The 14,478-nt window shown below is 66.6% G+C and carries 11 protein-coding genes; 5 read left to right on the forward strand and 6 right to left on the reverse strand.

From position 1 onward, the window contains the following. Together G3N93_RS20715 and G3N93_RS20720 are read left to right on the forward strand one after the other, a co-directional pair. The coding region (locus G3N93_RS20715; RefSeq protein ID WP_206133838.1) for a M23 family metallopeptidase at window positions 1-621 on the forward strand (621 nt) is incomplete at its 5' end. Window positions 622-1,096: 475 nt separating this feature from the next. Further along, complete coding sequence (locus tag G3N93_RS20720) at window positions 1,097-4,396, forward strand: autotransporter outer membrane beta-barrel domain-containing protein (protein ID WP_206123163.1); 3,300 nt, start codon at window positions 1,097-1,099, stop codon at window positions 4,394-4,396. 70 nt (window positions 4,397-4,466) lie between these two features. Here the strand turns inward: G3N93_RS20720 and G3N93_RS20725 are convergent, their stop codons facing one another. Further along, the gene (locus G3N93_RS20725) at window positions 4,467-5,306 is read right to left on the reverse strand and encodes an AraC family transcriptional regulator (RefSeq protein ID WP_174939602.1); all 840 of its coding nucleotides are present in this window, start codon (window positions 5,304-5,306) and stop codon (window positions 4,467-4,469) included. 183 nt (window positions 5,307-5,489) lie between these two features. On the opposite strand from G3N93_RS20725, the gene G3N93_RS20730 reads away from it, so the two are divergent. Then, window positions 5,490-6,011 (forward strand): Rrf2 family transcriptional regulator, encoded by a 522-nt coding sequence (locus tag G3N93_RS20730; protein ID WP_206133839.1) that lies wholly within the window; start codon window positions 5,490-5,492, stop codon window positions 6,009-6,011. 105 nt (window positions 6,012-6,116) lie between these two features. Here G3N93_RS20730 and G3N93_RS20735 read toward each other — a convergent pair whose 3' ends face one another. The 3 genes from G3N93_RS20735 to G3N93_RS20745 all read right to left on the reverse strand — a co-directional run bounded on the left by G3N93_RS20735 (window position 6,117) and on the right by G3N93_RS20745 (window position 9,042). Further along, window positions 6,117-7,322: an NAD(P)/FAD-dependent oxidoreductase gene (locus G3N93_RS20735; RefSeq protein WP_206133840.1), complete on the reverse strand. Its 1,206-nt coding sequence runs from the start codon at window positions 7,320-7,322 to the stop codon at window positions 6,117-6,119. Between the two features lie 357 nt (window positions 7,323-7,679). Then, a complete protein-coding gene (locus tag G3N93_RS20740; RefSeq protein WP_206133841.1) occupies window positions 7,680-8,516 on the reverse strand; it encodes a fucose-binding lectin II in 837 nt (278 codons plus the stop codon). 136 nt (window positions 8,517-8,652) lie between these two features. Further along, on the reverse strand, window positions 8,653-9,042 hold the full coding sequence (locus G3N93_RS20745; RefSeq protein WP_011356523.1) for a fucose-binding lectin II: 390 nt from the start codon (window positions 9,040-9,042) through the stop codon (window positions 8,653-8,655). 954 nt (window positions 9,043-9,996) lie between these two features. On the opposite strand from G3N93_RS20745, the gene leuA reads away from it, so the two are divergent. Beyond that, window positions 9,997-11,706 carry a 2-isopropylmalate synthase gene (gene leuA / locus G3N93_RS20750; protein WP_206133844.1) on the forward strand — a complete coding sequence of 570 codons (1,710 nt, stop codon included), beginning with the start codon at window positions 9,997-9,999 and terminating at the stop codon, window positions 11,704-11,706. On the opposite strand, the gene G3N93_RS20755 is transcribed toward leuA, so the two are convergent. Together G3N93_RS20755 and G3N93_RS20760 are read right to left on the reverse strand one after the other, a co-directional pair. Then, on the reverse strand, window positions 11,624-12,679 hold the full coding sequence (locus tag G3N93_RS20755) for a LysR family transcriptional regulator (RefSeq protein WP_206133842.1): 1,056 nt from the start codon (window positions 12,677-12,679) through the stop codon (window positions 11,624-11,626). The two genes, leuA and G3N93_RS20755, sit on opposite strands and share 83 nt — an antisense overlap. A gap of 113 nt (window positions 12,680-12,792) precedes the next feature. Next, window positions 12,793-13,566 (reverse strand): helix-turn-helix domain-containing protein, encoded by a 774-nt coding sequence (locus tag G3N93_RS20760; RefSeq protein WP_174939592.1) that lies wholly within the window; start codon window positions 13,564-13,566, stop codon window positions 12,793-12,795. 134 nt (window positions 13,567-13,700) lie between these two features. Here G3N93_RS20760 and G3N93_RS20765 point away from each other — a divergent pair. Further along, on the forward strand, window positions 13,701-14,478 hold a 778-nt coding region (locus G3N93_RS20765), incomplete at its 3' end, for a TolC family protein (RefSeq protein WP_241026627.1).

Below are 14,478 nucleotides of genomic sequence, written 5' to 3' on the forward strand. Positions count from 1 at the left end.
TGCCAGCGCGTCGCGGGCGTGTGGTTTGCGCCCGATGCCGGGTCGCCGGGCGCCTACTACGACCTCGACGGCATGCCGTTCGCCGGCTCGCGGTTTGCGATGCCGGTCAGCGCAAGCCGGATCAGCTCGCATTTCGGTGCGCGCGTGCATCCGGTGACCGGCACGCGTCATGTGCATTCCGGCGTCGATCTCGCGGCGCCGGCCGGGCGTGCGGTTCATGCGTCGGAGCGCGGCGTCGTGACGTTCATCGGCACCGAGCCGCGCGGCTACGGCAAGTACGTGGTGATCCGCCATGACGGCGGCTATGCGTCGTACTACGCGCACCTGTCGGCATTCGAGCCGACGCTGCGAACCGGCATGCGGGTCGTGCGCGGCCAGCGCGTCGGCGCGGTCGGCAGCACGGGTACGGCCACGGGGCCGCATCTGCACTTCGAGGTCCGGCGGCATGCCCGTCTCGTCGACCCGGTCGCGCTGGTACAGGCGGGCAAGGCGGCGAAACTGAAGGGTGAACGGCGTGTGGCGTTCAACCGCGTGGTGCGCGATGCGCGTACGCGCCTGGCGTCGGCCGCGTGGTCGCAGCCGGTGGCGATGGCGAAGCCTGCCGGATCGCGGGCTGGTTGACGGGGGAGATGCCGCGGGCCTCAGCCGGCGGCGTCGTTGCATGCACGGGGCGACGTGCGTGCCGGTGAGGCCGAATGGCCGGTCATCGTGCGAAGCAACATGGCCGGATTGGTGCGCAGCCATTGCGCGACCAATCGATCGTCGAGGGGTGTCAAATTTTCCGGCTGCTTCAAATCGTCTGCTTCATCAAATCAAGATTTGTCTGAAACTCGGCAAATTCAACTGCTTTACATTCCCGCTTGCTCTCCACCGAGGCAATGCAGCGTTTGCCGCAACGCAGCAGCGCACCCCGTTCCGTTATTTCCGAATGCGAAATTAATCCCGCACTGATTTTCGATATCACCCGTTCCGATCTTGCGATTATTTCAAGACAGGTGATATAACCCGTTTCACGCACCGATTTGCAGCAATAACGTCACCAATAAATGCGAGCGGAACGATGAAAAGAACGACGCGGAACCTGGGTTTGGGCGGAATGGCGATCCTGACCGGTGCGATGCCGGTGGGCGCCTATGCGGCATGTTCGACCACCGCGCCGGGCAGCGGAACGACGGTCACGTGTTCCGGTGCGAACATTCCATCGGTCGTGGCCGCGACCGGCAGCACCAACGTGGCGATCAACCTTGATTCGACCGCGACCGGCAGCTATGTGCTGACGTCCACGCCGACACCGTTCTCCGTCGATACCCAGAGCGCGATCACCAACAACGGCAACCTGTCGATGTCCGGCAACGGCACGGGCGTCGCGAACCGCGGCGCGGTGCTGATCGGCGTGAACAACAACAACACGATCACCAACGCCGCAACAGGCGTGATCTCGACCACCGGCACCTACAACGACGGGATGGCCGCGAACGGCAACAACAACACGCTCGTCAACAACGGCTCGATCACGACCACCGGCAACAACTCGTACGGGATGACGGCCGCGTGGGGGCAGAGCAATCCGGGCGCGTCGGGCAACCAGATCGTCAACACCGGCACCGTGACGACTTCGGGCAACAACGCGCGCGCGGCGTCGCTGCTCGGCGGCAACGGCACGATCACCAACAGCGGCACGCTGACGTCGAACGGCCGCGATGCGCCGGCCGTGTACATGCAGGGCAACAACGACACGCTGGTCAACAGCGGCACGATCCAGACGACGGGCACCGCGACGAGCGGCGGCAGCGTCGACGCGGTCGTGTCGAACACGCTCGGCAGCTCGTTCACCGCGACGATCACGAACCAGGCGGGTGGCAAGATCATCAGCAACAACGGGATCGGCGTGCGCTCGACCAACGGCGCGACGACGATCACCAACGCGGGGCTGATCCAGGGTGGCGGCGGCACCGCGATCCAGGGCGGCAACGGCAACGTGACGCTGATCCTGCAGACTGGCTCGCAGATCGTCGGCACCGCGAACGGCGGCGCCGGCACCAACACCGTGACGCTGCAGGGCACGGGCACCGCGTCGAATGCCTTCACGAACTTCCAGAGCCTGACGATGGCCGGCACCGACTGGACGTGGGCCGGCACCGGCACGTTCTCGACCGCACTCGTGCAGAGTGGCACGCTGAACCTCACGGGCACGCTCGGCACGACCACGGCGTCGGTCGTGGCCACGGTCAACGCAGGTGCGACGCTGCAGGCGAATGCGGCGAACCTGCCTTTGTCGGTGACCGACAACGGGCTCGTGCGTTTTCAGCAGGACAGCGCCGGCACGTACACGGGCACGATCAGCGGGAGTGGCGCGGTGGAGAAAACCGGCGCGGGAACGCTGACGGTCACGCCGTCGTCGGCCGGCGGCAACACGTACTCGGGCGGCACGACGATTACGCAAGGCACGCTGTCGGTTGCGGCGGACAACGCGCTCGGCGCGGCGTCGGGCGGGCTCACGTTCAACGGCGGCACGCTGCAGCTCGGCAGTTCGTTCAACCTGGCGTCGAGCCGCGCGGTGTCGATCACGTCAAACAACGGCACGATCGATACGCAAGGCTTCAACTCGACGATCGCGCAGAACATCTCCGGCGCGGGTTCGCTGACGAAGCTCGGCAGCGGCACGCTGACCCTGAACGGCACGAACGGCTACACCGGCGGCACGAACGTGAATGCCGGCACGCTGGTGGTCGGCGACGGATCGAACAGCCTCGCCGCGCTGACCGGCGGCGGCCTCGTGACGGTCGCGTCGGGCGCGACGCTCGGCGGCTACGGCAGCGTGACCGGCGACGTGACGAACAACGGCACGATCTCGGTCGCGAACGCGCTTGCAGGCCTTGCGAGCGGGCCGACCGGCAACCTGCTGGTCAAGGGCACGCTGACGAACGCGGGCCTCGTGCAGCTCGGCGGCAGCGGCGTGGGCAACACGCTGACGGTGGCCGGCAACTACGTGGGGCAACACGCGACGATCGCGTTGAATACGACGCTGACCGGCGACGGCGCGCCGTCGGACCAGCTGATCGTCAGCGGCGGCGCGGCGAACGGCACGAGCACGCTGAAGGTGACGAACGTCGGCGGTGCCGGCGCGCAGACGGTGGCGGACGGCATCCAGGTCGTGCAAGCCACCAGCGGCGCGACGACGAGTGCCGGTGCGTTCTCGCTGTCGGGCGGCTCGGTCAGCGCCGGCGCGTACACGTACTTCCTCGCGAAGGGCGGCGCGGCGACCGGCACCGGCGACAACTGGTACCTGCGCAACACGGTGCCACCGAAACCGCAGCCGCCGGTCGTCGAGCCCGGCCAGCCGACGCCGCCGACCGAGCCGCCGATCACGCCGGCCGAAGGCACGCCGGAATCGATCGTCGAAGCCGTCGACAACGCGGGAACGGGCGGCAATCCGGAGCCGATCTACCGCCCCGAAGTGCCGCTGTACGCGGAAGCGCCGGCCGTCGCGCGCCAGCTCGGGCTGCTGCAGATCGACACGTTCCATGATCGGCAAGGCGAACAGGGGCTATTGGCCGAGAACGGTTCGATACCCGCATCGTGGGCGCGCGTGTGGGGCGGCCACAGCGACATCAAGCAGAAGGGCGACGTGACACCGTCGTACGACGGCACGGTGTGGGGGATGCAGGTCGGTCAGGATCTGTACGCGGACACCACAGCGAGCGGCCATCGCAACCACTACGGCTTCTTCCTCGGATTCTCGCGTGCGGTCGGCGACGTGAACGGCTTCGCGCTCGCGCAGCAGGACATGGGCGTCGGGTCGCTGCAGGTCAATGCGTACAACCTCGGCGGTTACTGGACGCACATCGGCCCGGGCGGCTGGTACACCGATGCCGTGCTGATGGGCAGCGCACTGACCGTGCGCACGCATTCGACCGACAACATCGGCGGCTCGACGAACGGCAACGCGTTCACCGGTTCGGTCGAAGCCGGATTGCCGATCGCGCTCGGCTACGGGCTGACGCTGGAGCCGCAGGCGCAGCTCGTATGGCAATGGCTGTCGCTCGACCGGTTCAACGACGGGATCTCGAGCGTGAGCTGGAATAACGGCAACACGTTCCTCGGCCGGATCGGCGCGCGGCTGCAATATGCGTTCGATGCGAACGGCGTGAGCTGGAAGCCGTACCTGCGCGTGAACGTGCTGCGCTCGTTCGGTACCGACGACAAGACCACCTTCGGCGGCTCGACGACGATCGGCACGCAGGTCGGGCAGACGGCCGGGCAGATCGGCGCGGGGCTGGTTGCGCAACTGACGAAGCGCGGCAGCGTGTATGCGACGGTCAGCTACCTGACGAACCTCGGCGGCGAACACCAGCGCACGATTACCGGGAATGCGGGCGTGCGGTGGGCGTGGTGAAGTCGACGATGACGAGGCATGGATCGATCGGCCGCGACGAGCCCCGTCGCAGCCGATCAACGCAAACCGCTTACACCGCAGGTTCGACCGGCAACCAGATTTCAAGCACACCGGCGCCCGTCACCGGATCGTAGTCCGCGCTGTAGCGCTCGAACTCGGGCGCGTCGACCGCCTTGAACCCCGACGTCGGCAGCCAGCCGTTCCAGATGCTGTAGATCGTCTGATGAAGCGTCGAGATGTGCCCTTCGTGTTCGAAGACCGCATACCGCTGCGGTTCGAGTTCGACGCAGCGCAAGGGGGCGGGCAACCGCTCGCGGCTCGTGACTTCCACGCCCGCGATGTACTCGAAGCTGCCATCCGCATCGGGGTTGCAGCACACGCCGTAGGTCACATAGTCGACCTGGCCGGGAATGGTACCGATGTATGGGATGAACGCTTGCCACAGCGCCGGAATGCCTTCGTTGGTTTCGAACGTGTAGCGGTCGCTCATGCCGGCGATCAGCCGCTTTCCACCCTCTTCGAAGCGCGACGGCGTCACGGCGATGAGTTTCAGTTCTTTCATGCGAAGCGGCTCCACAATAGACAACCCGTCGAGAGTGCGCCGTGCCCGCACGTCCTCGGGCGTCATGCCGAAGCAATCGCGGAAGGCGCGCGTGAACGCCTCATGGGAGCCATAGCCGGCATCGAGCGCCACCTGCAGGATGTCCGGCGCGCCTTGCGCCAGCGCGCGTGCCGCACGCGTCAGCCGCCTCGACCGGACATAGCGCATCACCGGCCAGCCGGTATTCATCGAGAACAGCCGCGAGAAGCCGAAGCGCGACATGTCGCAATTGGCGGAAATCCTGTCGAGCGTCAGTTCCCTGTCCAGCTGGGTTTCGATAAACCAGAGTGCTTGTCCTACCGGATTCATGGCATTCCATTGAGGGTGTCGGGCGGACTATATGGTATCGGCGGCGGGGGCATTTGATCGTTCTTGCAGGGCAGGCACATGCAAGCGACCCTCGCTGACGAAAACGGGACGGATGGCGCGACGGGTGACATTGTCGCCGTCCTGCGCTACGCTCCCAACTCCGATACCACGAGTCGCAATAGCATGTCGTTCATCAGCACCGGCGTCGAGTATGGCCTGCATTGCCTGCTCTATCTCGCCGACACTTCCACGGGCGTGCGCGACGCGAGCGTGCGCGACCTCGCCGAGATGCAGGGCGTCTCCGTCGATTACGCGGCCAAGCTTTTCACGCGTCTCGCGAAGGCCGGGATCGTCGTGTCCAGCGAAGGCATACGCGGCGGCTTCGCGTTGGCGAAGCCCGCACGCGACATCTCCGTGCAGGACGTCGTCGAAGCGATCGATGGCGACAAGCGGTTGTTCGACTGCCGTGAAGTGCGCGGCCAGTGCGCGGTGTTCGAAGGGGAGCCGCCCGCGTGGGCCACGCGCGGCACCTGTTCGATTCACGCGGTGATGCAGGCCGCGGAACGGGCGATGCGGGAGGAACTCAGGAAGCAGTCGCTCGCCGATCTCGCCGGGCAGGCGTGGTCGAAGGCGCCGGCCGGCTACGGCCCCAAGGTGGTTGGCTGGTTTGCCGATCGCGCGGCCAGCCGCGGCGGCGAACGCTGATTCGCGTGACGTCGCTCCGCGGTGGCGCGGCGCGACACGACACGGCCCGACGATGCACGGGATGCCTCCGCGGCACGCCGCACATCGTGCGGGCAAACGCGTCGCTCAGGCCACGACGATCCGCAGCGGATCCGCGGCCGCCAGCGCTTCCGAGCGATCCGCGCGCGGCGGATAGATCCATTCGGAATTGATCTGGTGCTTGAGCTTCTTCGCTTCCGCGCCCGTCAGCTTCACTTCGCGATTCCAACCTTCCGTATAGACCGCGCCCCAAGGGCCGAGATCCAGGCACGTCACGTACTTCGGCTGGCTGTACGGGATCTGTTCCAGGCCGAGCAGATCGGCGGCCACGTTGTGCCCCGCCGAACGGCCCAGGTTCATCGCGTGCTGGCATGACATCATCGTGTGGTTGCCTTCGTCGTCGGTGGCAGCATACGCAACGTCCCCCGTCGCGTAGACACCCGGTACGCCCTCGACCGCCAGATTGCGATCCACATGCAGGCGCCCCGTCGCGTCGCGGCGGCCCGGAATCTGTTCGGTCAGCGTGCTCGCGCGCAGGCCGGCTGTCCAGATCACCGTGCTCGACTCGATCCGCTCGCCGTCCGCCGTCGTGATGCCGCCCGCGTCGACCGATGCGACGCCGGACCCGAGCTTCCACGTCACGCCGAGCGTGCGCAGCGCCTCCTCGATGACGGGGCGCGGGCCCGCGCCCAGATCGGGGCCGATCGCGTCGTTGCGCTCGACGATCACGACCCGCATGTTCGCGTGCTCGCCCAGCGCGGCGCGCAGGCGGGCCGGCATTTCCGCTGCCGTTTCGATGCCCGTGAATCCGCCGCCTGCCACCACGACCGTATCGCGTGCCGTGGAGGCCGGCTGCAACGCCAGATCGCGAATGTGCGCTTCGAGCTCGACGGCTTCGTCGGTCTGATCGACGCTGAACGCATGCTCGGCGAGGCCCGGAATGGCGGGGCGGAACAGGCGGCTGCCGGCCGCCAGCACGAGGCGGTCGTAGTCGAGCGTCGTCGCTTTGCCGTCCGTACCCAGTACGTCGGCAGTCCGGCGCGCCACGTCGATGCGCTCGACCGTGCCCTGGACGAACGTCACGCCCACCGCGTCGAAGATCTCGCCGAGCGGCGCCCGGAAGTTTGCCGGGCCTTCTTCGTAGAGGCGCGGACGCACGTGCAGATGGGCGTCGGGCGCCACCACGGTGATCTCCACGTCGGTTCGACCGTGCGCGTCCAGCACGCGCGCCGCGCTCAATGCACTCCACATGCCGGCAAAGCCGGCCCCGATCACAAGAATTTTCTGTGCCACTGTTCCACTCCGGTTGATTGATGCATGGGGTCGGTAGAACACCGACGTTGCCTGCTGCATCGATGCGCTCCATAACTACGATTCTATGAGTCGTAGTTATGGAGCGCAAGTCCTGTGTGCGGAATGGCGTGTCGATCAATCAGGGAGCGACCCGACGAAAGGCGGTGTCGGGAACGGGGAATCGCAGCGAAACAAAGGCGATCGATGCGGGGTCGCAGTAGTACCGCGATTGGGGGGCAATCGAATCGGACAGGCCGATTGGTCAGGGAGGCGAGAGATATTCGAGGCGTCAGGCCCGGCGTGCCGAAGCGAATCGCCACGCCGGGCGGCGTGGCGATGGGGGCTGCGTGACGCTGCTTAACCGAGCGGCCAGTTCAGGAACACGATGCCGTCGTTGTAGTCGTCGTCGGCGCCGTCTTCCGAGCCGACGATCCCGAAGTACGTCTTCTTGAAGAGATCGACCTGCCGCGAGCCGAGCCGCGACGGCTTGCCGTTCGCCATCACGATCACGCGTACGCGCCCCTTGCCCGAGTCGAGCACCTTCGTGCCGAGGTTCTGGTCCTGCATGCCGGCGCCCTTGAACGTGGCGGCCGGCTTCGGGTTGTCGTCGACGTAGATGTCGATCGTCTGGTCGTTCGCCGCATTGGTGAGCGCGGTGACGCCGAACTTGATGTTCGGCGGCAGGTTGAACGTACCGTCGCGCTCGCCGCCGCCGCCGCCGCCGATCGTGCCGCTACCCGTGCCGCCCGGGTTGCCGCCCGCACCGGTTTCGCCGCTTCCGCTGCCGGACGACGATTGCCCGGTCGTGTCGCCGATCGCGGACAGGCTCGCGTACGAGTCGATATGCATCGCGCTGCCGCGCACGCTTTTCCACTGGCCCTTCACGAACGTGACGCCGGTGCCGACGTCGATCGTCGCGACGAGCGTGAACGGCATGCGCCCGGTGGCTTCGGGCACCTTCGACGAATAGGTGAAGCAGCCATCCGCGACGACGCCCTTGTTGGTCGCGATCGCGAAATAGATGCCGGGGAAGTTGTTGCCGGTCGCGTACGGCGTCGGCACGTTGAGGATGACCTGCAGTTTCCCGTCTCGAATCTCTGCCTTGGCGATGTCGATGTACAGGCCCGGGATGTCGACATAGGTTTCCGATGTCGCCACGGGTGCGCTGATGATCGAAGCCGAAAGGAGGGGCATGGATGTCTCCGTTTAGTAGGGCGGGTTTCGATGCAAAAGGGGGGGAGCTGCCGCCGAACGCGGCGCGCAGCCGCCGGCCGGCCCGGAGGCGGCCGGCGGTGGTGAGTCGTCAGGTGCGCGTCAGACGCGCATCAGGTCAGCCGATCGGCCACTGGAGCACGACGATGCCGTCGTTGTAGTCGCTGTCGTGGCCGTCTTCCGACACGACGATCCCGAAATTGACCGTGTACGGCGAGCCGTCCGATTTCTTGCCGTTGATCGGCGCGAGGCGCGCATCGGTGGCCGACGGCTTGCCGTTTACCGACACTTCGAAGCGGATCTTGCCGTTGCCGGAATTCAGCGTCGCTTCACGCGTGCCGTCGCGCGTGGTCAGCTTGTGATACGCGGCGGGTTCCTTGCTGTCGCCGATAAACAGCTTGATGTGCTGCTGCTCGGCGGCATTCGCGAAGAAAATCGCGCGGAATTCGGTATTCGGCGGAATCGAAAACTCGCCGGCGCGATTGGATGACGTTTGAGAATCGGCCATGCTTTCCTCCTGAGGAGTGGTGGGTAAGGCTTCTAGCCGTGTCGCGCAAACGTTTGCAGTTTGAAATGCGACCTCCCGAGCATGCCGAAAAATAAATAAGAAAATATTCGCCGGAGAATGGCTATTGTTCAGTAAATCGAAAACGGAGGTTAATCGATTTAATGAAATGTGTTTAATTGAAGGTGTTTCGATATATTCGAGAAATTATATCGGCGCGTGTATCGCTTTTCTGAATGATGCTCGGTTGCGCAGGCGTTGCGGGGCGCGCCGGGGAGGCGGGGCAATCGGGTTTCGGCGCGGGCGCTCGGCGTTCGCATCTGGCAGCGTTGGTTTCAACATCAGCATCTCGGTCGTGGCCGCGCCCACCGGCCACCACCGAACGCCCACACCGAAACCCGATTGATTGCAACAGGAGGGGGTGCGGCAACCGGCGAAGTACGTAGACCAACTCACTCCGAACGTGAACAGGGACCTCACCAGTGCCGCACCCATGAAGCATATCGACGGGGCGGTGCGCCGCCTATCGGACGAGACTGATTCTGAGCGATCAAATTCGGCGCCATTTGCGTCCAGCCGGTTGACAGCCCCCATCCCCCTGTGATTTGATTCCGGCCATGCAAGCCGCCCAGCCCCTCTTCTCGCTACGACTACTAGCCCGTTTCTCCGGGCTGGGTCTGCGGCTGCGCGCTTTCCATCTGCTTCTGTCCTGAAGCGCCAGATTTCCCCCGCATCACCGACCTGGCCCCGGTTGTCGACCGGCGCCTGAGTTCGTCCTTCTTCCGAATCGCTCCGCTCCGTCCCGGTCGCTCAACCGCCAAGGCTGTCGTTCGCCGTACCGCTTTGCCGTTGTGCCGTTTTCACCCGTTTTCATCGCTGCGCGCGCAGCCTGCCACCCCGACGGATGGCCAGCGCGCGGCGGTTTCCCGACAAACCGACCGAGGACCGAACATCATGATGCTGAAGAACCCCGCGACGAAGTACCGACCGTTCACGCCCGTCAACCTGCCGAACCGCATGTGGCCGACGCGCACGATCACGCAAGCGCCGATCTGGATGAGCACCGACCTGCGCGACGGCAACCAGTCGCTGTTCGAGCCGATGGACGCGACGCGCAAGATGCGGATGTTCAAGATGCTGGTCGCGATCGGTTTCAAGGAGATCGAGGTCGCGTTCCCGTCGGCGTCCGAGACCGACTTCAACTTCGTGCGCGAGCTGATCGAAGGTGGCCACATTCCCGACGACGTGACGATCGAGGTGCTCACGCAGGCGCGCGACGACCTGATCGAGCGCACCTTCGACTCGGTGCGCGGCGCGAAGCGCGCGATCGTGCACCTGTACAACGCGACCGCGCCGGAATTCCGCAAGATCGTGTTCGGCCTCGACCGCGACGGCGTGAAGGAGCTCGCGGTGAACGCCGCGCGCACGATCAAGCGCTTCGCCGACGCTGCGACCGACACGCATTTCACGCTGCAATACAGCCCGGAAACCTTCACGGCGACCGAGCTCGATTTCGCGAAGGAAGTCTGCGACGCCGTGTTCGACGTGTGGCAGCCGACGCCGGAGCACAAGGCGATCGTGAACCTGCCGGCCACCGTCGAAGTCGGTACGCCGAACTTCTACGCGGACCAGATCGAATGGATGCACCGCAACCTCGCGCGCCGCGATGCGCTGATCGTGTCCGTGCATCCGCACAACGACCGCGGCACCGCGGTCGCGGCGGCCGAGCTCGCGGTGATGGCCGGCGCGGACCGCATCGAGGGCTGCCTGTTCGGCAACGGCGAGCGCACCGGTAACGTCGACCTCGTCACGCTCGCGCTGAACCTGTACTCGCAGGGCGTCGATCCGGGCCTCGATTTCTCGCAGATCAACGAAGTCGCGCGCACGGCCGAGGAATGCACGCAGTTGCCGATCCATCCGCGCCATCCGTATGTCGGCGACCTGGTGTTCACCGCGTTCTCCGGCTCGCACCAGGACGCGATCAAGAAGGGCTTCGCGGTGCAGCGCCCCGATGCCGTATGGGAAATGCCGTACCTGCCGATCGATCCGAGCGACGTCGGCCGTACCTACGACTCGATCATTCGCGTGAACAGCCAGTCGGGCAAGGGCGGTATCGCGTTCCTGCTCGAGCAGAGCTATGGCGTCGCGCTGCCGCGTCGCCTGCAGGTCGACTTCAGCGCGGCCGTGCAGCGCCTGACCGACGACAGCGGGCTCGAAGTGACGAGCGCGCAGATCTGGTCGCTGTTCCAGCAGGAATACGTGGAAGGCGATGCGCCGCTGCGTTATGTCGGCCACGAGCTGACCGAGCGCGACGGCCGCGAGACGATCGTGCTGACCGCCGACGTGCACGGCGAGCGCCGCGTGCTGCGTGGTGAAGGTAATGGCCCGCTCGACGCGCTGATGCATGCGTTGCACACGCCGCTGCGGATCCAGCACTACGAGGAGCGTGCGTTGTCGCAAGGCGCCGATGCGAAGGCGATCGCGATCGCGGAGCTGGCCGGCACGGGCGTGCGTGGCAGCGCGTTCGGCGTCGGCATCGACGCGAACCTGACGACCGCGTCGATCCGCGCGGTGATCAGCGGCATCAACCGCGCGTATGCGCGTGCGGACGAAGCGGCGCAGGCGACGTTTTTTGGCGTGCAGCCGGCGGTGAAGGCTGTCGCGTAAGCGGGGGGCTGGCGGCCGTGCCGGGTGTGTCCGGCGCGGTCGTGACCTCTTCGGTGCGGTTGCCGCCGCGCGGCCCGGTGAGCGCGGCGCGCAGTTCAGCTTTCATGAAGTCCACCCATGCGCGGGTCTTCGCGTCGAGATGCCGGCGCGACGGATACACCAGAAACACGCCGACCTCTTCCGCCCGGTAATCGGGCAGCACACGCACCAGCGCGCCTGAACGCAGCCCGTCGTCCGCGACGAACTCGGGCAGCAGGCCGATTCCCGCCCCTTCCCGTACCGCGATTTCGAGCGATGCCGCGACGTCGGCCGTCATCGCCGGCTCGAACGCGACCGTTTCCGAATCCGCCCCGCGTGTCAGCGTCCATTCGCGCGCCGGGTACGCGGGCGCGACCAGTTGCAGGCAGCGATGCCGGGCGAGCGCGCGCGGCGTGTCCGGCATCCCGTGACGCGTGACATACGCGGGCGATGCGCACAGCACGCTGCCGATCCGCCCGACGTCGATCGCGACCTGATCGGAGTTCGGCAGGCTCGGCATCGCGATCACCGCGACGTCGTAGCTGTCGCGGACCAGGTCCGGTACCTGCGGCGCGAGCGTCAGGTCGACGCTGACGTCCGGATAGCGCGCCTGGAAGTGCGCGACGAGCGGAATCACGAAACGGTTCGCGATGCTGGCGCTGCAGTGCATGCGCAGCCGGCCGTGCGGATGCAGCCGTGCGCCGCGGGCTTCGCGTTCGCTCGCGTCGACGGCGAGCGTGATGTCGCGTGCGCGCGCCAGATAGCGTTCGCCGGCTTCGGTCAGGCACATCGAGCGCGTCGTGCGGTTCAGCAGCCGGATGCCGAGATGTGCCTCGAGCGATGCGATCGTGCGGCTGACATACGCGGTCGTGAGGTTGAGCCGCTTGCCGGTTTCGGTGAAAGTCCCCGCGTCGGCGAGCGTGACGAAAACCTGCATGCTTTGAATCAGATCCATCGGCGGGGCGGGCGCGTGGCGCTGGTGTCGTGCGATGCACTTACTGTAGCGGGCGGCCCGACGCGCCGCGCGCGCACGTCAGCGCTCGATCGTCGCGAAACGGACAGTACGGTTCAGCGCCGCGGGAAGTATTCGCTCGGCGGCACGCCGAGTGCCTTGCGGAACATTGCCGCGAACGCGCTGGGGCTGTCGTAGCCGTGTTCGAGCGCGAGTTCGAGGATCGGCGTGCCGGCGGCGAGGCGCGGCAGGCTCAGGAGCAGGCGCGCGTGGCGGCACCACGCACCGTGCGTCATGCCCGTTTCACGCTTGAAGGTGCGCGCGAGCGTGCGTTCGTTCATGTGCGCGTCGCGCGCCCAGGACTGCAGCGTGACGACCGACGACGGTTCGTTGATGAGCTGCGTGCACAGCGCGGCGAGCGCCGGATGGCGCGGCATCGGCACATGCAGCGACAGCAGCGGCGCGATCTCGATTTCGTCGAGGATCAGCGCGAGCACACGGCCCGCGCGATGCGCGAGGTCGTAATCGGCCGGCAGTTGGCTCGCGGTCACGATCAGCTCGCGCAGCAACGTGCCGACCTCGATCACGCGGCATTCGCGCGGCAGGCTCGGCCGCACTTCGTGTGCGACGAACACCGTGCGCATCTGCACGTCGCCGGCCATCCGGATCTCGTGCTGCGTGCCACCCGGCACCCAGACCGCCCGCCCCGTCGGCACGACCCAGCTGCCGGCATCCGCGTGCACGAGCATCACGCCGGAAATCGCGTGAATCAGCTGGCCATGCCGGTGCGAATGCGGCGGATACGCGCTACCGGCCGCCGCGTCGGACGCGACGACGGCGATCTGCTTGTGCTTGTCCTTGTGCTCGAGCGCGCTGAAAAATTGATCCACGTGTCCTTTTCTCGACGACGAATGCGCTTTGCGCGCGAGATCGACCGAATGGGTCGAAATTACCATAGGCGCATCGTTTGTTCGACTGCCATTGCACGATGCGCGCCTCGTCTTTTCCTCCGGTTTCCTTCCGTTTGTCCGTTGCCGCCGCGGTGCTGAGCGCCGTCGCGCTTGCCGCCTGCTCGGTCGGCGATCCGTACCGTCCGCCCGTGGTCGATGCGGCGCGCACGGCGCCGTTCGACGCGGCGGTTGATGCACCCGTCGCGTCCGGCGGCGCGTTGCCCGATCGCTGGTGGCAGCTGTTCGACGATCCGGCGCTCGACGCACTCGTGCGCGAAGCGCTCGAGCAGAACCGTGACCTCGCGGTGGCTGCGGCGCGTGTCGCACGGGCGCGGGCCGTGCTCGACGAAGCGGGCGCCGCGCGGCTGCCCGATACGACAGCCGGCTTCGGCGTCGACTACGGCAAGCACGCACCCGATCAGATCGTCGCGAGCGCGAAGGGCACCGACGCGCGTACGCGCTGGGGTTTCGCGCCGTCGTTCGCGGTGTCGTGGGAAGTCGATCTGTGGGGGCGTGTCGGCCATCTCGTCGATGCCGCGCGCGCCGATTCGGAGGCCGTGCAGGCGGCGTCGGATGCGATGCGCGTCGCGGTGGCCGCCGAGACGACGGCCGCCTACGCGCAGGCGTGCGCATACGGCGAGCGGATCGACGTGGCCGAGCGTTCGGTCGCGATCGCCGACCGCCTCGCCGCGCTGACCGCCCGGCAACGTGTGCACGGCCTCGTGTCCGATCTGGAAGTCGCGCGATCGCGCGCATTCGCCGACGATACGCGCGCCGAATTGCCGATGCTCACAGGCGCGCGCCGCGTCGCGTTGGTTGAACTGGCCGTGCTGACCGGGCACGCGCCCGGCG

It is taken from the genome of Burkholderia sp. Se-20378 (assembly GCF_017104665.1).
In the GTDB taxonomy this organism is placed as follows: domain Bacteria; phylum Pseudomonadota; class Gammaproteobacteria; order Burkholderiales; family Burkholderiaceae; genus Burkholderia; species Burkholderia lata.